Annotated in this window: 18 protein-coding genes and 1 tRNA gene; 5 read left to right on the top strand and 14 right to left on the bottom strand. The window is 59.3% G+C overall.

All coding sequences use genetic code 11. The annotated features are described in order from the left end of the window. Positions 1-43 precede the first annotated feature (43 nt). The 13 genes from ACXHRN_RS11710 to ACXHRN_RS11650 form a co-directional block, all read right to left on the bottom strand. Positions 44-1,276, bottom strand: coding sequence for an RNA polymerase sigma factor (locus tag ACXHRN_RS11710; protein ID WP_488641486.1), 1,233 nt, complete (start codon positions 1,274-1,276; stop codon positions 44-46). After that, a complete protein-coding gene (locus ACXHRN_RS11705; RefSeq protein ID WP_488641485.1) occupies positions 1,276-1,635 on the bottom strand; it encodes a YciI family protein in 360 nt (119 codons plus the stop codon). Before ACXHRN_RS11705 ends, ACXHRN_RS11710 begins: the two co-directional genes overlap by 1 nt. Before the next feature lie 108 nt (positions 1,636-1,743). After that, entirely contained in the window at positions 1,744-3,195 is a 1,452-nt protein-coding gene (locus ACXHRN_RS11700; protein ID WP_488641484.1) for an aldehyde dehydrogenase family protein, read from the bottom strand. Positions 3,196-3,199: 4 nt separating this feature from the next. Further along, positions 3,200-3,967: a sugar isomerase domain-containing protein gene (locus ACXHRN_RS11695; RefSeq protein ID WP_488641483.1), complete on the bottom strand. Its 768-nt coding sequence runs from the start codon at positions 3,965-3,967 to the stop codon at positions 3,200-3,202. Positions 3,968-3,987: 20 nt separating this feature from the next. Further along, positions 3,988-4,755, bottom strand: coding sequence for a nucleoside phosphorylase (locus ACXHRN_RS11690; RefSeq protein WP_488641482.1), 768 nt, complete (start codon positions 4,753-4,755; stop codon positions 3,988-3,990). Next, positions 4,748-5,632, bottom strand: a complete 885-nt coding sequence (locus ACXHRN_RS11685; protein ID WP_488641481.1) for a carbohydrate kinase family protein — start codon at positions 5,630-5,632, stop codon at positions 4,748-4,750. The genes ACXHRN_RS11690 and ACXHRN_RS11685 overlap by 8 nt, the downstream gene beginning before the upstream one ends. Next, entirely contained in the window at positions 5,629-6,192 is a 564-nt protein-coding gene (locus ACXHRN_RS11680) for a cysteine hydrolase family protein (RefSeq protein WP_488641480.1), read from the bottom strand. Before ACXHRN_RS11680 ends, ACXHRN_RS11685 begins: the two co-directional genes overlap by 4 nt. Further along, on the bottom strand, positions 6,189-7,085 hold the full coding sequence (locus ACXHRN_RS11675) for an ABC transporter permease (protein ID WP_488641479.1): 897 nt from the start codon (positions 7,083-7,085) through the stop codon (positions 6,189-6,191). The genes ACXHRN_RS11680 and ACXHRN_RS11675 overlap by 4 nt, the downstream gene beginning before the upstream one ends. Beyond that, positions 7,082-8,143, bottom strand: coding sequence for an ABC transporter permease (locus tag ACXHRN_RS11670; RefSeq protein ID WP_488641478.1), 1,062 nt, complete (start codon positions 8,141-8,143; stop codon positions 7,082-7,084). Before ACXHRN_RS11670 ends, ACXHRN_RS11675 begins: the two co-directional genes overlap by 4 nt. Next, positions 8,143-9,678, bottom strand: a complete 1,536-nt coding sequence (locus tag ACXHRN_RS11665) for an ABC transporter ATP-binding protein (protein WP_488641477.1) — start codon at positions 9,676-9,678, stop codon at positions 8,143-8,145. The genes ACXHRN_RS11670 and ACXHRN_RS11665 overlap by 1 nt, the downstream gene beginning before the upstream one ends. A 30-nt stretch (positions 9,679-9,708) precedes the next feature. Then, positions 9,709-10,743, bottom strand: coding sequence for a BMP family lipoprotein (locus tag ACXHRN_RS11660; RefSeq protein WP_488641476.1), 1,035 nt, complete (start codon positions 10,741-10,743; stop codon positions 9,709-9,711). Further along, positions 10,664-11,503 (bottom strand): GntR family transcriptional regulator, encoded by an 840-nt coding sequence (locus tag ACXHRN_RS11655; protein WP_488641475.1) that lies wholly within the window; start codon positions 11,501-11,503, stop codon positions 10,664-10,666. The genes ACXHRN_RS11660 and ACXHRN_RS11655 overlap by 80 nt, the downstream gene beginning before the upstream one ends. Further along, entirely contained in the window at positions 11,496-11,747 is a 252-nt protein-coding gene (locus ACXHRN_RS11650; RefSeq protein WP_488641474.1) for a hypothetical protein, read from the bottom strand. The genes ACXHRN_RS11655 and ACXHRN_RS11650 overlap by 8 nt, the downstream gene beginning before the upstream one ends. Before the next feature lie 235 nt (positions 11,748-11,982). On the opposite strand from ACXHRN_RS11650, the gene ACXHRN_RS11645 reads away from it, so the two are divergent. The 3 genes from ACXHRN_RS11645 (at position 11,983) to tig (ending at position 14,512) form a co-directional block, all read left to right on the top strand. After that, positions 11,983-12,615 carry an outer membrane protein gene (locus tag ACXHRN_RS11645; RefSeq protein ID WP_488641473.1) on the top strand — a complete coding sequence of 211 codons (633 nt, stop codon included), beginning with the start codon at positions 11,983-11,985 and terminating at the stop codon, positions 12,613-12,615. Between the two features lie 150 nt (positions 12,616-12,765). Then, a tRNA-Leu gene (locus tag ACXHRN_RS11640) sits at positions 12,766-12,850 on the top strand. 183 nt (positions 12,851-13,033) lie between these two features. Then, positions 13,034-14,512: a trigger factor gene (gene tig / locus ACXHRN_RS11635; RefSeq protein WP_488641472.1), complete on the top strand. Its 1,479-nt coding sequence runs from the start codon at positions 13,034-13,036 to the stop codon at positions 14,510-14,512. Between the two features lie 107 nt (positions 14,513-14,619). On the opposite strand, the gene ACXHRN_RS11630 is transcribed toward tig, so the two are convergent. Further along, a complete protein-coding gene (locus tag ACXHRN_RS11630) occupies positions 14,620-16,059 on the bottom strand; it encodes a M10 family metallopeptidase (RefSeq protein ID WP_488641471.1) in 1,440 nt (479 codons plus the stop codon). A gap of 265 nt (positions 16,060-16,324) precedes the next feature. Here ACXHRN_RS11630 and ACXHRN_RS11625 point away from each other — a divergent pair, with 265 nt between their 5' ends. After that, the gene (locus ACXHRN_RS11625; RefSeq protein ID WP_488641470.1) at positions 16,325-17,896 is read left to right on the top strand and encodes a caspase family protein; all 1,572 of its coding nucleotides are present in this window, start codon (positions 16,325-16,327) and stop codon (positions 17,894-17,896) included. A gap of 138 nt (positions 17,897-18,034) precedes the next feature. Beyond that, the gene (locus ACXHRN_RS11620) at positions 18,035-22,645 is read left to right on the top strand and encodes a beta strand repeat-containing protein (RefSeq protein WP_488641469.1); all 4,611 of its coding nucleotides are present in this window, start codon (positions 18,035-18,037) and stop codon (positions 22,643-22,645) included. The last annotated feature ends 133 nt before the right edge of the window (positions 22,646-22,778 follow it).

Genomic DNA, 22,778 nt, shown 5'->3' with positions numbered 1-22,778 from the left:
CAGCGCGTTGCGCCAATCGTTCGGATTTTAACGAGTAGCGCGCTTATCGGTTCCCGATCGCGTTCTTTTTACTGGATAAATAGGATTTGACGGCGGTATCCGGTTCGAGCGCGATGGCGGTCGCATAGGCCTCGCGCGCCTCGTCATATCGCCCGGTCTCAGCCAGCAGATGGGCACGAGCCGCCCAGAACGGCTGATAGGTTGCCATGCGCGCATCGCCGGCGATCGCCTCCAGAGAGGCGAGCGCTGACGTTGGTCCAAGCGTATGAGACAAAGCAATAGCCCGATTGAGAATGGCAATGGGCGAGGCGGTCATTGCGATAAGATGCTCATAAAGCGTAACCACCGCAGGCCAGTCCGTTCTGCCGCTCCTGCGCCGACCGGCATGCACCGACTGGATCGCGGCCTCGATCTGGAACCGTCCCGAACCCGGCAACCGGTTGGCGCGTGCCAGCAATGCCTCGGCCTCGTCGATCATGGCATGATCCCAGCGACCGATATCTTGCTCATCCAGCGGCACGTAAGCGCCGTCGCCGCTGCGCCGCGCCTTCCGCCGGGCTTCGGCATGTAACATCAGCGCCAACATGCCGAGCGCTTCCGGCTGATCCGGCATCATCGTGGCGACGAGCCGCCCAAGATAGAGCGCTTCATTGGCGAAATCGGCCGGCAGGTCATCGGCGAGATCGCACCAGTGCCTGGTGAAGGCGGCATAAACAGCGTCGAGTACAGCGCCAAGCCGCTCCGGAAGCTCTTCACGCTCGGGAATGCGAAAGGGAATACCCGCATCGCGGATCTTGGTCTTGGCCCGCACCAGCCTCTGTCCCATCGCGGAAGGCGACAGCAGGAACGCCGACGCAATCTCTTCGGCGTTGAAGCCAAGCATCGTCTGCAAGATCAAAGCCGGCCGTACCGAGGCGTCGATCGCCGGATGTGCACAGGCAAACATCAATAGCAGCCGTCGATCGGGGACATCGACCATATCAGTCTCCTCCTCGAGTTCTTCGGCGATCAGCTTGAGGTGGCCTGCTGCCGCAGTTCGGGTCTGGCGTCGCCGATGGGCGCTCATCAATCGCCGGCGGGCGGCGACGAACAGCCAAGCCTCGGGATTGTCGGGAATGCCGGTTCTAGGCCAGGTCTCAAGCGCGTGGGCAAAGGCGTCCGCCAGCGCATCTTCCGCCGCTGCCACATCGCGGTCGCGCGCCGAAAGCCAGGCCAGCAGCCGGCCGTAGCTTTGGCGGGCGACGGTCGCCGCAGTTTGCGCCGAATCCGCCACCATCAGGGCGACATGTGATGGAAAGGCCGAACTTCGACCGTACCCCAGGTCGAGGCCGGGCATTTGGCGGCACAGGCAAGTGCAGCATCAAGATCCGGCACGTCGATAATCGCGAAGCCCCCGAGCTGTTCCCGGGTCTCGGCGTAGGGGCCATCGAGGATCAGGGCCTTGCCGCCAACGGTGCTGACCTTGGTCGCCGAACTCGTTGGCTGCAGGCCGTGCATCGTGCCGGGCTGGGCAGCGCCGGCCTTGACCAGCGCGCCATGCCAGGCGCCCAGCGCATCCATCGCGTCTTTGATGGTCTCGGGGGGAAGCGTCGCACCGATGGATTCGTCGGCATAAAACATCAGCATATATCGCATCGTGGTCTCCATCTTTGTTGGCAACATAGCATTGCCGACAAGGACGCGCGACGGAGACGAATTTCGACAGCCCACCCGGATATTTCACCGGGTGCGCCACCGTTTGCGCTAGCGCAGACGGTCGCGCAATCTGAGCTTGATGTGCTTCTTTTCCAGGAACGCATCGAGACCTTCGGAACCAAGCTCACGACCAACGCCACTCATCTTCCAGCCGCCGAACGGTGCCTGCAACTCGCTGGTGTCATTGACGTTGACGCCCACGGCCCCCGCCTCGATCTGCTCGGCGACACCCCAGCCGCGTTCGAGATCGCCGGAGAACACGTAAGCTGCAAGTCCGAAGGGCAGGGCATTGGCGATGCGGATCGCCTCGCGGTCATCGGCAACCGGCCGAACCGCGGCGAGCGGGCCAAACGTTTCTTCGGTCGTCGCCAGCGCGCCATCCGGCACATCGTCGACGATCGCCGGCTGGAAGAAGAAGCCTCGGTCATAGGCCTCGCCTTTCGGCACCGATCCACCGGTCAGCAGTCTGCCGCCACGTGTCACGGCATCATCGATGTGGCGTTTGACGCGGGTACGGACGCTTTCGTTCAGAACGGGGCCGTAGAGCACGCCGGGATTGATGCCATGGCCGAGCTGGATCTTGCGCGTTTCCTCGACCAATGCTTCCACGAAACGCTCGTGGATGCCCTTGGAAACCAGGATGCGGTTCACCGCAATGCAGATCTGGCCCATATTCGAGAATGACCGGCGTGCCGCAGCCGCTGCTGCCTCCACCGGATCGGCATCGTCGAGCACGACGAACGGGCATTGGCCGCCCAGTTCGAGCGACATGCGCTTCAGGTTACCCGCCGATGCCCGCATGATCGCCTGGCCGGCCGGCACGGATGCGGTGGCGGTGATCATGTTGATGCCATTATGCGCTGAGAGTGCCGCACCGACTTCCGGCCCGGTACCCGGGATGTCGTTGAGCACGCCCGCCGGCAGGCCGGCGTCCGCAAAGCATTGCACTACCATGCCGATGGCCAGCGGCGTCTCATGTGGCGGCTTGGCGATGAGCACGCAGCCGGCAGCCAGGACCGGGGCCACTTTCCAGGCGTAGAGATCGACCGGGTAATTCCACGGAATGATGCCCGCAACGACACCCACCGGATGCGAAGTGACGATGTTGCGGATGTCGGCGCGCGAACCTGGCCGAAGCGAACCATGTACCCGGCGTCCTTCTTCTGCATAGTAGCGGATGACCTCGATGCCGAAGGCGATTTCCTTCTTGGAATCCGGCACCGGCTTGCCCTGCTCACGGGTCAGCAGATCAGCGATCTGGTCGATCCGTTCCGCAATGAGGTCGGCGGCGCGATGCATGATCTGCGCGCGCTTGTCGGCATGCATGCCTGCCCACATGGGAAAGGCACGGGTCGCCGCCTCGACTGCCTTGTCGACATCGGCTGATGCGGCGATGGTACTCGTGCCGACAATGTCGCCGGTGGCGGGGTCACGGATTTCGGCGCTCTGGCCGGACAGCGAATCCTGCCATTTGCCATCAATGTAAAGTTTGCGATCCATCACATCACCGCGCTTTCAGACGAGCCCAGAGGGCTTCGTAATTGGCGTCGTTCTGGGCATTGGCAGCCGCCTTGCTCGTCGTGTTGGGGCTGACCATGACGCCCGGTGTGATGCCTTGCTTGACCAGCTTTTCAGCAGTGGTCGAGACGATGGCATGCGCAATCGCAATCGTCACACTTGTCGAGCTTGCGCCTACTGGATGCTCGAGCCCATCGATATGTAAGGCTGCGTCACCCTTGGGGATGCCGGTGTCGATGACGACATCGGCGACTTCGAACAGGCGCTTGCCGGACGAATGCCGCGATGGCGTGACCGAGGAATGTGGAAGCGAGGTCACGGCGATGACACCGATGCCGCGCTCCTTGCATTCCATGGCGATGTCCATGATCACGGCATTGATACCGGAATGCGAAAACAGGATCATCGTGTCAGCGGAATCCAGCTGGTGCGAGGCGAGGATTGCCTTGCCGTAGCCTTCCTGGGCATGGATGAAACGGTATTGCCGCGCGCCCATGTCGCCCCAGACATGATGGAAGGAGATCATCGTGCTCTCGACGATCGGCCGGAAGCCGACGATCGTGCCAGTGCGCGGGAAGCTTTCGAGGGCCGGAATAGCGCCGTGGCCGGTGCCGAAGGTGAAAACGAGTTTGTCGGCCGCGATCGATTTCGCGCACATTTCGGCGGCCTTCTCGATGGAGGCGGCCTGTTCATCACGCACCTTGGCAAGGCGGTCGATCAGCGTGTCAAAATATTGTGTGAAGAGCTGTGTCATGTCCACGTCCTTTCTGTCTTTCAATTCTCGGAAGAGGCCATGGCCTTCATGACGTCGAGAGCGATTTCGAACATGTCGAACTCCAGTGTCGCCATCAGGTCGTCGGCAATCTTTTCTTGCGTTTGAGCATCGACGGTCGCGATGCAGAGGGTCGAGGCGCGAACGCCAAGGATGCGGGCAGCGGTCAGCAGCGCCGAGGTCTCCATATCTGTGCCGATCAGGCCCAGACGCTTGATGTCTTCCTTGAGCTTGCCGATCAGCTGGCGGCGTTCACCGGAAAGGGCAAACATCTCGGTGTAAAACCCGTCATAGGTGCCGAAGATGCCGGCATGCCAACGCTTTCCGCGAGCGGCCAGCTTCTGGCGGATCTCCGTGTTGAGATCGAAATCGGCGATCGCCGGGAAGCCGAGCGGCGCATAGGAATTCGAAGTGCCGTCCCCGCGCATCGCGCCGTCCGCCAGTACGAAGTCGCCGAGCTTGGCAGGCGCGACAGCCATGGCGGTGCCGATGCGCAGGAAATTCTTGATGCCGAGCGCATGCAGTTCATGCAAAACGATCGTGGCGATCGGGGCCCCCATGCCGAAGGCAGTAACAGTGATGCGCTCGCCGTCGCGGGTTCCTGTTACGGTCTTGAGACCGCGTTGTTCGGGAACGAAATGCACATCCGTCATGTGCTCGGCGATACGGTCGATGCGCGCGGGGTCGCCGACCAGAATGGCTGATTTTCCGACCTCCTCGCGCTTGGCACCGATGTACCACGCCTGGTTGGTTTGTTCTTTTTCAGTCATGCTGTCTACTCTCATTCTCTTCTGATTTTCGGGCGAGGAGGAGGGCGCGCGCGGCGGCATTGCCTGCGCGGCCGATCACCTCTGGATCTGTCTGGCCATTCATGATGGCGGCAATGACGCCGCCGGCGAAAGTGTCGCCGGCACCGGTGGGATCGGTGACGTCAATGGGTTCGGCTGCGACCAACGTGCTTTTGCCGTCCTGAAGAAACAACGCGCCGCGGCGTCCCTGTGTTTCGACGATGGTCTGCCCGGCGCGGCGCACGGCGCCGCTCGTGCGCGCACTTTCCAGGAAATCGCGTTCCTTGCCGTTGCAGAAGATCAGGTCGGCGCGGGCGGCCAGCGCGGCGGTCTGGTCTGGGGTGATTGCCCGCGGATCGTTCTTGACGATCCAGGCGAGCTTCTGCTCCGGGGTGATCAGCGCCAGCAACTGGTCGGTCGCAAGCTTCGGTCCAATAGTGACGCAGATCCACTCGGCTTGCCGCATGAGCGACAGTTGCGCTTTGGTGAAGCCGATGCCCGGCGGCAGGCCGGGATCGTATAGGCAGGCGCAATCGCCATTGGAATCGTAGGCCAACACCGCGATCGGCGTCCGGGCGCCGCCGACCTTCGCCATGCCGTCGCAGGAAATGCCGTTGTTTGCGAGCTGACTGAGATAGACGTCTGCTGACGGGTCTTCGCCGATCCAGCTCAGGGGACAAACAGGGCCGGAATAGGCCTTGCCAATGGCCCGCGCAAAATAGGCCGGACCACCACCAAGGCGGGGCCACGCGGCTTCCGGGCGGCTCAGGATCGTGGTGGTGCGGCCGGGACGAACGTCGCCATCGAGGACGATGACGTGATCCAGGCTTGCATATCCCGAAATGACGATGCCATTCATGCAAGCATCTCCAGGCCCTCGGCAAGGCTCACGACCTTGCCCATGTAGCGTTCGATATCTTCAAGCGATGCCTCGGCCAGGTGCGGCCGATTGGAATTGGTGGCTTCGCGGACGATGACGGGCTCAAAACCGTTGGCAAACGCGTCCTGTGCCGTGGCCCGAATGCAGACATTGGTCTTTACGCCGGCGATGATGACACGAGTCACCTGCTGCTCATGCAGGAACAGTGCGAGGTCCGTTGCGAAAAAGGCACTGAAACGGCGCTTGTAGACCGCGGTCTCGTTTTTACCCTCTGGGCGGAAATCCGCAAAGAAATCGGCATCGTGCGCGTCCTCGAGATGATGGATGGGCAACTTCTTCCACTCGAAATCATGAAATTCCGGGCGATGGCGCTCGACTGCATGCACGGTGATCATGTTGTTCTCTCGCGCTTTCACGCGCAGCTTGCGCATCGGCTCCAGCACCTCTTCGACGGCCGGGTAGTAATTGGAATGGCCTGGCTCGAAGAACGAGTTGATGACATCGACGAGGATCAGCGCGGTTTTTTCAGGTGTTGTCATGGTTTGGCTCCGCGGGTCTTCCTGGAGGTGATGGCGATGATAGTCAGGATGACGATGACCATCACGTAGGGTAGCGTCTGGACGAGTTCGGCCGGAACACCGCGACCCTGAAGACGGATCTGGAAGGCGTCGAAGAAGCCGAACAGCAATGCGCCGATGGCGGTCATCACGGGACGGTTGCGGCCGAAGTAGAAGGCTGCCATGGCGATGAAGCCACGGCCCGCCGTAATGCCCTCGTTGAAGATGCCGACCACGCCGATCGACAGATAGGCACCGGCCAGACCGGCCATGAACCCGGCAAACACGGTGGAAAGATCCTTGGTCCGCAGCGGGTCGAGACCCAGCGCACGTGCGGCTTTTGGTCCGGCGCCAGCCGCACGCAGCCTGAGGCCGGCCCGCGTACGAGCAAGCCACCAGACGGTGACCGGCACGAGCATCCAGGCAATCCAGGTGAGAATGTCATGGCCGGAAAAAATCGCACCGAGCACCGGAATATCCTGGATTACGGGGATGTTCCAGCGGGGCAGGCGGGTCACATCGGGCAGGCTGAGCGTGCCTGACGTCTCGTAGGTCGATTTCAGAAAGAACCGCACCAATCCCGCCGCAACGATGTTGAAGCCGAGGCCGACGATGATTTCATTGGCGCTGAGCCGCGTCACACAGAGCGACATCATCAGGCCCATCATTGCGCCCGACAGGCCAGCTCCGATCAACGCCACGCTCCAATATCCATCGCCCGAAGCGAGGATCAAGCCGACCAGTGCGCCGACCAGCATCATCGAGTCGAGGCCGATATTGACGAGGCCACCCGTGCGATTGATAAGGCCGCCGATCGCCGCGAGAAGAATAGGCGTCGTCATGATCAGGGCGGAGTGAATGATATTGTCGATCATGCCGCACGCCCCTTTCTGGTGAACCATCCAAAACGGGCGACTGCAAAGATCATAACCATGCCCTGAAGAATATTGACGATCTCGATCGGAACGTCGCTGAACAGCTGGATCGTCGCACCCGACGTCGCCAGCGCGCCGAACAGGATCGCGGCCAGCAGGATGCCGAACGCATTGCCGCGACCGAGCAGCGCCACGGCAATGCCGACGAAGCCGTAGCCGGGCGAAAAGCCCGAGACATAGCGAAAGACGTTGCCCAACGCATGCACACCGCCGGCAATGCCGCCGATGGCGCCCGATAGCAGCATCATCTTGAACATCAGGCCGGGCACATTCATGCCGGAGGCGGTGGCAAAGCGGGCATTCATGCCGGCAATGCGGGTCTCGAAACCCAAGGCCGCCCACTTGCCCCACAGCCAGTAGAGCACAACAAAAGCCAGCGCGATCAGGAAGCCTGCATTCAGTGTAGAGCCGCGCATCAGTTTCGGCAGGCGCGCTGCCTCGGCGATCATCGGTGTCGCGGAATTCGCCGAACCTGGCGCCAGCAATGGCCCGTTGACGAGGTATGCCGTCAGGCTGACCGCAATGAAGTTCAGCATCAAAGTCGTCACGACCTCATCGACATCAAGTCGCGACTTGAGCAGCGCCGGGATGACCATCCAAAGCGTGCCGACAAGTGCTGCAGCGATCAACGCCGCCGGCAACAATACGAAGGCCGACAGCGACACGAACGTGAAGCCTACAAAAGCCGCTGCGAGCCCACCAACATTGACGCAGCCCTCGACGCCGACATTGAATGCGCCGGTGCGGAAGGCTATGGCCGTGGCAAGGCCAGTGAAGATCAGCGGCGTCGCGGCCGCGAGCGTCGAGGCGATGCGCTTGGTCGAGCCGAAGGACTCGGTAAACAGCAGGCGGTAGACCTCAAGCGGATTGTGTCCTGCGAGCAAAAGCACGATGCCGGCCAAGACCAGCGCTATGACCAGTGGCTGCAGGGCGGTGATCGCCGTGGCGAGCCATGGATGCCGCCTGGCTGCAGGTGAAGGGGATGCAATGGCCACCATCACGCCGCCTCCCCGAGCATCATTCGGCCGATCAGCTCAATATCGCCATCGCCGCGATGTAGTTCGCCGCGGATTTCACCGTTATAGAGGACGATAATGCGGTCGGCGAGGGTGATGATTTCATCAAGCTCCTCTGACACGAGCAGCACAGCGCCGCCACGATCTCGGTAATCGAGCAGGCATTTGTGGATGAAGGCGATGCCGCGAATGTCGACGCCGCGCGTCGGCTGGCAGGCCAGTAGAACAGACGGATCGCCATCCAGCTCGCGCGCGATAGCAACGCGTTGCTGGTTACCGCCCGAAAGGCTCGATGTCGGCAGGTTGGAGGAACCGCGCCGGACGGAGTAGCCGTCAAGCAGCTTTTCCGCATGCGCCGCGATCGTGCCGAGCTTGAGAATGCCGCCCCGGACGAACTCCGGCCAGCGATGGTGGCCGATAACGGCGTTTTCGGCGATCGAGGCTTCCAGGCAAAGGCCTTCTGCAGCCCGGTCGGGGCTGAGGTAGGCCAAGCCACGTGCGCGGCGAGCGGGAAGCGACAGCGACGTGATATTGGCACCGGCCAGCGTCACGCTACCCTGCTTTGTGGACAAGAGACCAGTCACGACGGCGATCAATTCATCTTGCCCATTGCCGGCGACCCCGGCGATGGCGACAATCTCGCCGGCATGCACCGCAAATCCGGCATTCTTCAATTTTTCCACGCCCCTGATATCGTCGGCCGAGACGTGGTCTATGACCAGCACGGGCTTGCCCGGTTGACAGGCAGGCGCGGTGGTCTCATGCAGCACCTCACCGATCATCAGTTCGGCAAGCTCAGCCTTGCTGGTCTCGGACGTCTTCATGCTGCGGATGACGCGGCCGGTGCGCACGACGGTTATGTCGTCGCTGACACCCATGACTTCGTCGAGCTTGTGGCTGATGAACAAGATCGTGCGTCCATCGTCGCGCAGCCGCCGCAACAGCGCCATCAGTTCGCGGATCTGCTTGGGTGCGAGCACAGCCGTCGGCTCGTCAAGGATCAGAACGTCGGCGCCGCGATAGAGCAGTCGCAGGATTTCGACGATCTGGCGGACATGCACCGGCGCATCATCGACCGGCATATTCCAGTCGAGCACCACGCCGGCTTCCTTCTCCAGGGCGCGAGCCGCCTCAAGGGCCCTGTCGCGGTCAATCAAACCAGGACCCTTGACCGGCTCGCGCGCTAAAACCAGATTTTCGAGCAATGTCAGCCCCGGCGCCAGCATGAATTCCTGATGAACCATGCCGATGCCGAGCGCGAAGGCTTCCGCCGGGCCGGACAATTCAGTCGGTTCGCCGTTGACGATGACAGTGCCCTCATTGGGCTTGTCCATGCCCTGCAGGATGCGCATCAATGTGGATTTTCCGGCGCCGTTGCCGCCAACGATGGCATGTACCGTCCCGGCGATTGCCGAAAAGTCCACGTTATCCAGCGCGATCAGATCGCCGAAACGCCGCGTTACTCCACGTGCGCCGAGGCGCACGCGGTTTGCGGACGATTGTGTGTCCGTAGTCAAGTTTAAGTCTCCGGATGGCAAATCTTCGGCTTACTTGAGGTAATCCGGATAGCCCTGGTCGACGACATTCCAGACCTTGATCTTGCCGGAAATGATATCAGCCTTGGCGGCTTCGACCTTATCGAGGTAAGCGGCTGGGATGATGTCCTTGGTGTACTTCATCGGCGAAAGGCCGACGCCGTCTTCCTTGAGGCCGAAGGCGACCACTGTGCCACCGAGCTTCACGTCCTTGGCATAGTCCTTGACGACATTCTCGACCGCAACATCGGTGCGCTTGATCATCGAGGTCAGGACGTTGCCGGGTGCCAGGCCATCCTGGTCGCCATCGACGCCGATTGCATAATGGCCGGATTCCTTGGCGGCCTGGATAACGCCGATGCCCGTACCACCGGCGATCTGGTAGATAATGTCGGCGCCTTCCTCGAACATCGCCTTGGCCATCTGTTGGCCGAGTGCCGGGTCACCAAAATTGTTGGAATAGGCGACCTTCACCTCAACCTTCGGATTGGCCGCCTTGGCGCCTTCAATGAAGCCGGCAATGAACTTGTCGATGCCGGCAGACTTGGTGCCGCCGATGACGCCGATGATCGGTTCGGCATTGATGCCCTTGATCGAGGTGTCGGTGGTTACCTGTCCCGCCAGCATGCCGGCGAGATAGGAGCCTTCCTGCTCCTGGAAGAGCACCGAGACAATGTTGTCACCCTTCTGCACCTGGTTGAGGATTGCAAACGTCGTCTCCGGATAGTCCTTCGCGACCTCGACCATCGGCTCGCCATGCGAATATTCGAGGTCGACGATCAGGCCGAAATCGGCATCGGATGCACGACGGAGGATATCGGCGGCCTGCGCAACGACATCTTTGGATTCGACCGGCTTGCCTTCAAGGCCGGTTTCCTTGAGTGCCCGCTGGAAACCTGCATAGGCCAGATCGTTATAGGACTGGTCGCCCAATCCGCCCTGGGCGATCACCAGCGCCGCAGGCTTGTCAGCCGCGTTTGCCGCCGCCGTCCCAAGGACCGAGGCGAGGACCGTGGTGGCCAGCAGAGTCAGGGTTCTGCAATTCATCGTTTTTCTCCAGTGTTGGTTTTTTGTTCCCCAAGTCAGTCTGACGCGTCAGCCTGGCTTCATACGAATAGTGACGGGCATCGTAAGTCGCATCGACCGCGTCGAGCGGCGTCCCGTCATCGGAAAATGTCTGGCGACTGACAGACACCACGACCGCGTCAGCGGCGAGTTTCAAAAGACGTCGGTCCTCGGCATCGGCAAGGCGCGCGATCAGCCGCTCGTTGGCAGTGGCGACTTTGAGATCGTGAAAATTGAAATGCGCATAGAGGGAGAAATCCGGATCATTGATGACCTCTTGTGTCAGCCCGATGCGTTCAACGAGCTTGGCCGAGAGTATCGACCGATGTCGCGCCATCGCGTTTCCATCCACGAAACGCAGGCGATCGAAAAGCACCAGCGGTTCGGTGGGAGGGTAGGGAAGGCCGGGCACCCACTCCACAGGCTCGAATGCGAGCACCTTGTGTGTCGCCACGTGTCCGGCTGCCTCCACTGCTTCGGTGAAGGAGAGCAGGTAGCCCGGCTGGCGCCTCAAGGGCGCCTCGGCCACGAATGTCCCGCTGCCCTGCTTGCGGACAATCAGGCCGTCTTTGACGAGCTGTTCCACCGCCTTGGCGACTGTGAAACGGCTCACCTTGAAATCCTTGGCCAGTTGCGGCTCGCTCGGTAGGCGCTCGCCCGCTTTGAGATTGCTCGCCAGTCCGCGCAGTTTGGTGGCAATCTGCAGATAGTAGGGCTCGCCGGTTTCAAGAAGTCTAGCCATGTTGGCTCCATGTTGTCCAGTCAACTGTACATATATGTTGAATTTTGGCAATCGTGATTTTCGCATCGACACAGAAATTTAGTGCAGAACAGATTTTTGGCCAAATCGTCATTTTTGTAACACGCATTGCCATTTTTGATGCAACTACCAGCCGCTGAAAGGCGACGGGATCGCTGCCGCAAGACTCGCGAGCCTGCGTTAAAACTCCAATGTAAATCAGGCAGTTGCGTGTTTCGACTTGCATGGCGCCGTCTCACCTTGGTGCATGGGCCTCATCGATCAACCATTGGGAGCATAGTTTTATTTTCGCCAAACTGGAACCACAAATGCATTTTAGGGGTTGGTGGTATTGGGAGCGTTCCCCATATGAAAACCGTGATCTGCACATGCCGCCTGACATTATGTCCGGCCCCTATGCCTGCGGACCATTTGCGATCAACCTCGACATCAATCGAGGGCGAATGTCGAAGGAGACTACTATGAAGACTTTGCTGATTGGCGCCCTGGCGGCGCTTGTCTCTACCTCAGCCTACGCGGCGGACCTGGTGACCCAAGAACCAGTGGCTCCCGAAGTGGTTGAAGCTGCGCCCATCTCCACCTGGGACGGCGCTTACATCGGTGCCCTCGGCGGTGCCGGCTGGCTGAAGGGCGATTATGATTTCGGCGCGACCACGGCAAGCCGTACAAAGGCTGGCGGGTTGCTCGGCGCATTTGCCGGCTATAACTACCAGCTCGACAACAACGTCGTTCTGGGCGTCGAAGGCGACTTTTCCTACAATTGGAACAAGGAAAGCATCGGCGGCACGGATGTCGGCACCGACTGGGCCGGTTCCGCTCGCGGCCGCGTCGGCTATGCGTTCGATGACGCCCTGATCTATGGTACCGCTGGCTGGACCACCGCTCGCGGTTTCGTCGATGCACCGGGTGCCAGCAAGCAGACCAAGGCTCTCAACGGCTACACCGTTGGCGCCGGCGTTGACTACAAGATCACGCAGAACATCTTTGCCCGTGCCGAATATCGCTTCAACGATTACGGCACCGAGAAGATCGGCGGCGTGAAGTTCGACAACCAGCAGCACCAGGCCATCATCGGCATTGGTTACAAGTTCTAAGTCACGGGTTGGGCCAAGGGGCCAACTCCTGTAATAGACGAGATGCCGCGTGTCTCCGATACGCGGCATCATTCATTTCGAGCCGGCTGCGAAATGCTGAGCAGATCGCATTGACGCGGGCTGGCTCAAGAGCTACACGGGCTGCGGCTTGCGGGTGTGGCGGAATTGGTAGACGCACCAGATTTAGGTTCTGGCGCCGAGAGGCGTGGGGGTTCGAGTCCCTTCACCCGCACCAGCCCCATGTGAACATGGTGCGAATGCGGGGAAAATGCGTGTTTTCCAGCAGTGCAACACCCATTTTGCTTGCAAATCTTCTGCGAATTTGCATAAAGCCGTTCCCGGCGGATGAGCTTTCTTTGGAGTTCATCGTAACGACAGGCTGGCACCATCGAGCCGCCGCGACTTAAAAGGTAGGAACATGCAGGTTATCGAAACGCTCGCTGAAGGGCTGAAGCGCGAACTGAAGGTCGTCATCACGGCCAAGGACATGGAAACTCGGATGATCGAGCGCCTCGAAGAGGTCAAGGACCGTGTCAAGATCAATGGCTTCCGTCCTGGCAAGGTACCCTTCTCCCATGTCAAGAAGATGTATGGCAAGTCGGTCATGGCCGAACTCGTCAACGAAATCATTCGCGACCAGCCGAACGAAATCCTGACCGGCCGCGGCGAAAAGTCTGCGACCCAGCCGGAAATCGCGATGACCGAAGACCAGCAGGAAGCTGAAAAGATCCTGGCGGCCGAAGCCGATCTCGAATTCACGGTGTCCTATGAAGTGATTCCGCCGATCGAAATCAAGGATGCCAGCGGCATTTCCGTGACCCGCGAAGTCGTCGAAATTCCGGAATCGGAAGTCGATGAGCAGATCCTCAAGATCGCCGAAAGTGCCATCGAATACACCGAGAAAAAGGGCAAGGCCGCCAATGGCGACCGCGTCACCATGGACTACGAAGGCAAGGTCGATGGCGTTCCTTTCGAAGGCGGCAAGGATTCCAATGCCGAGCTCGTTCTCGGTTCTGGCCGGTTCATCCCGGGCTTCGAAGAGCAACTGATCGGCCTGAAGGCCGGCGATGAAAAGATCATCACGGTGACGTTCCCGACGGAATATCCGGCCGCCAACCTGGCCGGCAAGGAAGCCACCTTCGACGTATCCGTCAAGGCTGTTGCTTCGGCGGGCAAGGTCGAAATCAACGATGAACTCGCCTCCAAGCTGGGTATCGAGTCGGTCGACCGCCTGCGCGAAATCGTCCGCGGCCAGATCGAAAGCCAGTTCGGCACCATGACGCGCCAGAAGGTCAAGCGCCAGCTTCTCGACCAGATGGACACGCTCTACTCGTTCGAGACGCCGTCGCGCCTCGTCGATGCCGAATTTGAAAACATCTGGCGCCAGATCAACATCGATCTCGCCCAGTCCGGCAAGACCTTCGAAGACGAAGACACGACCGAAGAAAAGGCGCGCGAAGACTATCGCAAGCTGGCTGAACGTCGCGTCAAGCTCGGTCTCGTTCTCTCCGAAATCGGCGAGAAGATCGGCGTCGAAGTCAGCGAAGACGAAATGAACAAGGCGCTCTACGCGCAGATCCAGCAGTTTCCGGGCCAGGAAAAGGAAATCATCGAATATTTCCGCAAGACCCCGGGTGCGATCGCCGGCCTCCGTGCGCCGATCTTCGAAGAAAAGGTCGTCGACCATCTGCTTACCGAAGTGAAGGTCACCGACAAGACCGTCACCAAGGAAGAACTGATGGCGGACGACGAGGAAGACGCTGCGGCATCTTCCAAGAAGGCTGCACCGAAGAAGAAGGCCGCCAAGGCTGAAGCCGCTTCCGAAGAAGGCGAAGACGCCGCTCCGAAGAAGAAGGCTGCGCCGAAGAAGAAGGCTGCCGACGACAAGGCTGAGTAAGCCTCCTCCGTCATTCCAGTGAAAAAGGCCGCCTCAAACGAGGCGGCCTTTATTTTTTACATTAGCATATTATTGCAAGCTACTGATTGTTTTGATTTTACGATTGGCTAGATCAGGAAGTCATCGGCATGGAAGTCGCCTTTGTGCATGCCTTCAATTTTCAGCGAGTCACCGCTGCCGAATGAGAAGACGACGTCCTTCCCGCTGTTGGCCGCATGGGACAAAAGCTCATCGACCGACGCGAAATGGTAGGCGGCAACGTTGATCTTGTCGATGCCTTGAAAGTCCGTGACCTTGTCGTGGTCCCAGCCCGCCTTGAAATAGAAAGTGTCGGCGCCGCTTCGGCCGTCATAAGTATCATCGCCTGCTCCGCCGAAGAATCTGTCGTTGCCAGCATTGCCATTCAGGTGATTGCTGACCTTGTTGCCGTGGAGTCTGTCGTTACCCGATCCTCCAACTGCATCCTCGATGAGGGAGGCGCTTCGTCCCCGATACATCAATGCATTGTAGATGTTGCCCGACGCCATGTGCACGCCGGGGCCGTCCTCGTCCGCATAGCCGAGATCAGCGACTTGGCCGCCTTTGAATTTGGAATATCCGCCCGGTGTGAGGTCGATCAAGACGTTGTTGGAATAGGCGCTGAGATCGTAGCTGTCATGGCTGCCGCCGCCGTCCCAGATCGTCGCGAAGATACGGTTGCCGCCGGGGTCGATGGCGACCTTGCCGTTCACCAGGGTTTCTCCACCATCGGGCGTCCAGCTGTAGCGCGTGTTGCCGTCGTTGACGTTGTAATTGGCGCCGTACATATGCTGCAGGGCGGCAATGTCTGCCATCATATAGGTTTGGGGAAAGCCCCAGTTCTCGTTGGAATATCCGCTGGCATCGTCACCCTTGTAGCTTCTGTAAGTCATCACAGAATATTCGAGTGAATCATATTCGGAACTCAGTACTGGATAGGTTACGTGGTTGTCGCCATTGGTGAATGTCTCATGCCCGTGCTTCAGTCCCAGGGCATGACCCGTTTCGTGGATCACTGTCGCAAAATTGTAATTGCCCTGTACTGCATTTGAGTAGTCGTGGGTATGCCCGAACCAGACATCGCCGCCAAACGAAGAACTGTTGGGATAATATCCGTAGGCGGTATTGTTAGCACTGCTCGATTCGGCGTAGCGAATGGTTGCGCCGCTATCGCTGCCCTCGCTGATGCGCAGCTTGGTGAAGCCTTCGACTGCGAAACCATCATTGGCATGGCTGCCATATGCGGTGTCGAGGATATATTTTGCGGCGCCTTGAATTTTTCCGCTGACATTATCAAAGCCATTGTTTTTTTCGGGGCTATAATGGTAGTCGCTCTTGCTGTCCGGAAACGCGTAAGTGAGCGTGCCTCCGCTCCAGGCATAGCCGGAGGAGACGCCATCAATAAAGTTGTTGCCCGTCGTCGTGATAAAATGCGTTGCCTGTCGGTTCGAGATGAAGCCACCGATCCTGGCGTCGTCATTGCTCTGGAGCCCGTAAATGCCGGAACTGAAGCCGGATTTTTGTTGCATGGATGTCTCCCTCTCTTGTTGGCGGGATTATAGGAACGTTCTCCGGATACCTTGCCGGCCGCGATGGTGAATCACCGCTGATCTGTCAGTTGGCAAAATCATCCCCACGAAAGTGTCTCATGCCTGCTGCAAGCTTGCCAGTACAAAACTCGGACGAAGCTTTTTGAACGCGCATGGAATAAAGTGGGCGTTGCGAACGTCAAGTGTTGAAGTGGCGTTAGGCTGGCTACCATATCGTTCGAATCTTTCACGGGGGTGAATGTAGATGCTTGCTGTCCTGCGTCTTCTCGTTGTCGGCACTCTTCTGGCCGCGCCGAGCCTTGCATTCGCCAGCAAGACCTTCGGACTGGTGATCGGAATCAATGATTACGCTTATGTGCCGACGCTCGACGGTGCCCGCAACGATGCGCTTGACATATCGTCTGCGCTGCAACGAATGGACGTCGAGAGCGTCACCACGCTTCTCGACCGCGACGCAACCAAGCAGAATGTCGTCGCGGCATGGCAGTCGATGCTTGCCCAGGCGAGATCGGGAGATACCCTGTTCATCTCCTATGCCGGCCACGGTGCGCAGGCGCCCGAACGCAATGCGGGTGAGGAGAAGGACAAGCTCGACGAATTCTGGGTGCTGCCCGGATTCAATCCACAGAATATCCGCGAAACCTGGCATGAGACCGTCTTCGACAATGAGTTGAACGCCTGGTTCAAGGATGCTTCCAGCCGCGGCTTGCGCGTCGTGTTCGTTTCCGACTCCTGCCACGCCGGCGGCATGGACCGGGCAGTCAATGGCCGGATGCGCTATGTCGATGTTGGCAAGAGCCGAATCCTGGGGGAGCTGGTATCGCTGATGCTGAAGGGGCAGGGCGGACAGGCCTCCCAGCCAGAGGAACCGCTCCTTCCCGCCAATGTCACGCTGCTCGCCGCCACCGGGGAGTCCCTGCCGGTGCCTGAAGTTGTCATCGACGGCCGGCCGCGCGGCGCCCTGAGCTGGAGCGTGGCGCGCGCGCTGGAAGGCATGGCGGACCGGGATGGCGACGGGGTGCTGACCCGCACCGAGCTCGAGGACTACATTCTTGCCACGGTCCGGATGCGCTCCGAATCACTTCAGACGCCGGTCTTTACGCCGGTTTCCGCCCAGTCGGGCCGGGAGAGCGTTATCGCTCTGCGTCAGGATCAATCCGTACAGGTTGCAAGCCAGCCGGAAGGCCAGGGCGCCCAGCGGCCGGTGCCGATGGCGCGGGAACTTGGCTTCAAGCCAATCCTTACGGTTTCAGTCAAAGGCAGCGAGTTGCAGCCGGAGAATACAGTAAAAGGACGGTACTCCTTTGAGTGGGATGCAACCAAAGGCATTTTCAAAACGCCGAACGGCGATGTCGCGGGTGAGAATATTTCCTCATATACTGTCAACGATGTAGTATCAAAATTCATTCTGCTTGATTTTCTTCAGGCAATTGCTTCCAAGAAGCCCGGAATGTCAAATATCGCTCCGCAAAAGGCCCTCTACTATGAAGGAGAGCGAATCAAGTTCGACAGCGTGCGTGGCGCGTTCAAAAACATGTTGGTGTTTAATCTTGCCAATACCGGGGAAGTACAATTCCTTGACGTGATCTCAAATGGCGAGCCGGCAAACAAGACATTCCTTAAAGAAATGCAAGTCGTCGCTCCTTTTGGCGCAGATCATCTGGTAACTATATCTTCCAACGCGCCCCTGGACTATATTGGTCAGGCCATAGAGCGGGGAGTTGGCTCTAAAGAATTGTTGCAGTTGCTTTCTTCGAGGATAGATGGAGTGGATGCAGAGGTTTCTGTGACGCCTCTTTATACCAGCAGCAAGTAGTGGATATTACTAATTTTTTGATTCTGAATTTATTGTTTTCGTTAACCATCAGTAAGTTTTGAGTAAGGTTTGAACGATATCTTTCGCCCCAGCATGCACGCAGAAGGGGCCAATGCAATGTCGAAGAGTCGAGCGGTTGTGTCTACCACAACCAAGACGGTCAGTGATCTGTCATCCGTGACAGGCACTGCAAAAGGGGACTTCATCATCCTGACGAAGTCTGATCATGATTCACTCAACCTGTTGGGTGGATATGACCGATTGGAAATGCAGGGCGACGGAAACACCGTTACGCTGTCCAACGTAGAGTCCATCAAGGGCTCCACCGGGGCTGACCTTGTCACCCTGGACACAGTTATCACCGGCGGCGCGATCAATCTCGCAGGCGACAACGATACGCTGACATTCTCCGACAACGGCGGCACCGCGACGCTTTCGAACATCGAAAGCATCCTTGGCGGCGACGACACCGAATATGTCATTTTTGGCGCTCAGGCCAACGATGACTACATCGACCTCGGCGACGGCGCCGACAAGATCCTGCTTGGCAAGTTCGTCAACGACCTGACAATCCAGAATGTCGAAATCGTGACCGGCTCGCTGCTGACCGACGTCATCACCATCGAAAACGATTTCACCGGCGGCAAGATCGACCTGGCAGCCGGCAACGACAAGATCCAGCTCGGTGACTTTGGCAACACGATCACCATCGCCAACATCGAAACGGTGCGCGGCGGCGACGATGCCGACCTCGTGACTGTCTCGGCAATCTTCACCAAGGGTTCCGTTGACCTCGGCGACGGCATCGACGTGCTCGACCTCGGCAATTTCGCCAACGTTGTCAGCGTCAAGAATGTCGAATCAATTGCTGGCGGCACCCTGGTCGACACGATCGTTCTTACTGGCCAGGCCGCGGCGATCCAGATCGATCTCGAAGGCGGCAAGGACAAGTTGACGCTCGGCGATTTCGCCAACACCGTCAGCGTCTATGGCGTTGAAACGATCGCCGGCGGTACCGGCGACGATATCGTCTTTATCAGCGATCTCGTGACCGGCGCCACCTATAATCTCGGCGCAGGCACCGACACCCTGAACCTGTTCGACGGCGGCTCGACTGTCTCGGTCGGCAACGTCGAAACGATCAACGGCGACATCGGCGACGACGTCGTGACGCTGACGACAGCGGCATCGATGACCATCGACCTCGATGATGGCGATGACAAGCTCGTGCTCGGCAAGTTCAACAACACCGTGACGATCTCCAACATCGAAACCGTGACCGGCGGCCAGTCGTCCGACCTGATCACCGTTTCAACCGCTCTCACCGGCGGCAAGATCGATCTCGGCCTCGGCGGCGACTCCTTGACGCTTGCTGATGCTGTCAACACCATCACTGTTGCAGGTGTCGAAACACTTACCGGCGGAACCAATTCCGACGAAGTCTATGTTTCTGGTGGCCTGACGAAGGCGACCGTCGATCTCGGCACCGGCAACGACACCCTGACGCTTGGTGCGGGCGTCAATTCGCTGACCGTGTTGAATGTCGAGACGATCGTCGGTGGTGCGTCTGCCGATTACGTTATTCTCGGCAATGCCTCTGACGCCGGTTCGGAATATACTATCGATCTCGGCCTCGGCAAGGACACGGTCGTTCTGTTTGCTGCCGACAACACGGTGACGATTTCCAACGCGGAAACCATCACCGGCGCCACTGGCAACGATACCGTTTTTCTCGGTGCAGCAGCAGCAGGCGTGGCTATCAATCTTGGAGCCGGCAACGATACGCTCGACATGGTCGACTTCGGCGGTACAATTACCATCTCCAACGTGGAAACGGTTCTCAGCGGCGATAGCGCCGACGTCGTGACTGTGGCAACAGCACTGACGGGCGGCCTGATTTCGCTCGGTGACGGAAACGATACGCTGACACTCGGTGCGTTTATCAACACCATCACCGTTGACGGAATCGAGACAGTCATCGGTGGCAAGTCCAGCGATGTCGTCAGCGTGACCGGCGATCTGCAGTCTGGTTTGTTCAATCTTGGCACCGGCTTCGACAAGCTCGATCTCTCCGGCGCGACATCGGACGTCACTGTCAATGTCAGCGGCGTGGAAACCGTCACCGGCAGCGCCTTTGCCGACGTGATCACGGTTGTCTCCGACCAGACGAAGATGGAAGTTGATCTCGGTCTCGGCCAGGATACGCTGTTGCTCAACGGCAACATCACTGTCACTGTCGCCAACACTGAAACCATCACGGGCGGCACCGGCGCGCAGAACGTAGTCCTCGACGGCGCCTATGTCGGTGAAATCGATCTCGGCGCTGGCGTTGACAAGCTTACGCTCGACGTCACCTCGAACAGTGACACCAACACCATCACTGTTGCCGGTATCGAAACCATCGTTGGCTCGGCGGACGGCGACGTCATCGTCCTGGGTGACGCTCCGATTTCTGGCTCGATCGATCTTGCCGCTGGCGCTGACACGCTGCTGCTCGACGCGCTCGGTGGCACGATCTCAGTTGCCAACATCGAAACCATCACCGGCGATATCGGCGACGACTCGATCACCTTTACCAGCGTAGCCACTGGCTCGACGATCGATCTCGGCGACGGTATCGACAAGCTGGTACTGGCCAACTTCAACAACACCGTCAGCATTACGGACATTGAAACCGTGGTTGGCGGCAACTCTGCCGATCTCGTCACCTTCGTCGGCGAAGTCACCGGCGGTTACGTCGATCTCGGCAAGGGTAACGACACGCTTACCTTCGATGCCCAGAACACCACCGTTACGCTCCTGAATGTCGAAACGGTCGCCGGTGGCGCCGGCAACGACGCGGTGACCCTCGGTGTATCGCAGACATCGGGTTCCTTCGATCTCGGCGGCGGCACCGACGAACTGATCTTCGGCGCAACGGGCGGCACGCTGTCGGTCCAGGGCGCTGAAACGATCACCGGCAATGTCGGCGTCGACTATGTCTACCTGAGCTCCACGGACTCGAGCGAAATCGATCTCGGCCTCGGCAACGACACTGTCGTTCTGAACGCCAGCGGCAACACGATCTCCGTGATCGGTGTTGAAACTGTCATCGGCGGTGCCGGCGACGACAAGGTCACTCTCGCCGACAGCTATACCGGCGGCATGATCAAGCTGGGCGCTGGCGTCGATACGCTCATCATCTCGGCTTCCGGCGCAACTGTTACGGTTGCCGGCGTCGAAACGGTGAGCGGTGGTACGGGCAACGACACAGTGACCTTCTCGGAAGTCTACACCGGCGGCGAGATCGATCTCGGCGCGGGTGACGACAAGCTGGTCTTCTCGAACTTCGCCAACACGGCGACGATCGTGAATGCTGAAACTGTGGTTGGTGGATCTCTGGCGGACACCGTTGTCCTCAGCGGCGCCTGGCTGAGCGGCACCGTCGATCTCGGTGGTGGCAATGACACGCTGACCTTTGCAGGCGGCGCGACGCTGACAGTCGCCAATGTCGAAAGCATGATCGGCTCGACCGATGTCGACCAGATCACGCTGACGGGCATAAACGTTGCCAAGGTCATCGACCTTGATGGTGGCAACGACGTGCTGACATGGTCGACAAACGGCCTGACAGCAACGCTCATCGACGTTGAATCGGTGACCGGCGGCATCGCCAATGACGTGCTGACCTACGGTGCGGCCATTACCGGTGCCTATATCGACCTCGGTGACGGCGCCGACAGCCTGACGCTCTCCGGCCTGGAGAACAACACGCTGACGATCGCCAATATCGAAACGATCGTCGGTGGCGCGAGCTCTGACATCATCGTCATCGATAGCCTCACTTACACCGGCACGGTCAGCCTTGGTGGCGGCAACGACAGCCTGACGCTTTCCAGCTCCGGCAACGTTGTGACCATCAGCGGCATCGAAACAGTGACCGGCGGCGGCGGCGACGATAAGGTGTCGTTCGCTGGTGCGGCGCAGAACCTCGAGATCGACCTCGATGCCGGCAACGACAAGGTAACGCTCGACAACTACATGAACACGCTGACGCTCAGCAATGTCGAATCGGTATCGGGTGGTTCGGTCTCCGACGTCATCACGATCGACACGGCAACGACAGGCGGCGGATACTCCCTGGGCTCCGGTAACGACAGCATCACGTTTACCGACGGCTTCACGGCTACGTTCACGGCAGTTGAAACGATCAACGGCGGTTCGGAAGACGACTCGGTCACGCTGACCTCGTCCTACACCGGCGCGACGATCGATCTGGGGACTGGAGACGACTATGTCTTCTTCACCACCAGCGGCACTGCGACGATCGGCGGTGTCGAGCACATCGTCGGCGGCACTGGCGTGAATAACATCACGCTCAGCGGCTCGCAGGACACCAAGGTTGACCTTGGTACCGGTGACGACGTCATCACCCTTGGTGATGGTACGGACGAAGTTCTTGCCGGCACAGGTGCCGACCAGTTCATCTTCACCGCCGTCACCCAGTCGAACTCGACGGACACGGACGTGTTCGGCGACTTCACCGCCGGCACTGACAAGCTGGTGTTCGACGGACTGCAGACCGGTACGTTCCACTACCTAAGCAATGCCGGTGCATTCACCGCCACGGGCTACTCGCAGGCATACTTCGACAACGCGACCGACAAGCTCTTTGTCGACGTGGACGGCGATGGCACCGGCGACATGGTCATCAAGCTGACCGGCGTCAACTACGACGACTTGACGACGTCGGATTTCGACTGGTCATAAGACCGGACGATCCACAAGATGTGAAAGGGCGCGGCGCAAGCCGCGCCCTTTTCAGTTTCGCGTCAGCCCCCGTCGTATAGACTGTCGCCGAGCAGAATCGTCTGATTCTGAGAAGGTGTAGCGAAGGAGCTTT

The organism is Shinella sp. OV683 (assembly GCF_057787725.1).
Note: the sequence above shows the minus strand (reverse complement) of the source record. Positions and strands in the feature narration are given on the sequence as shown.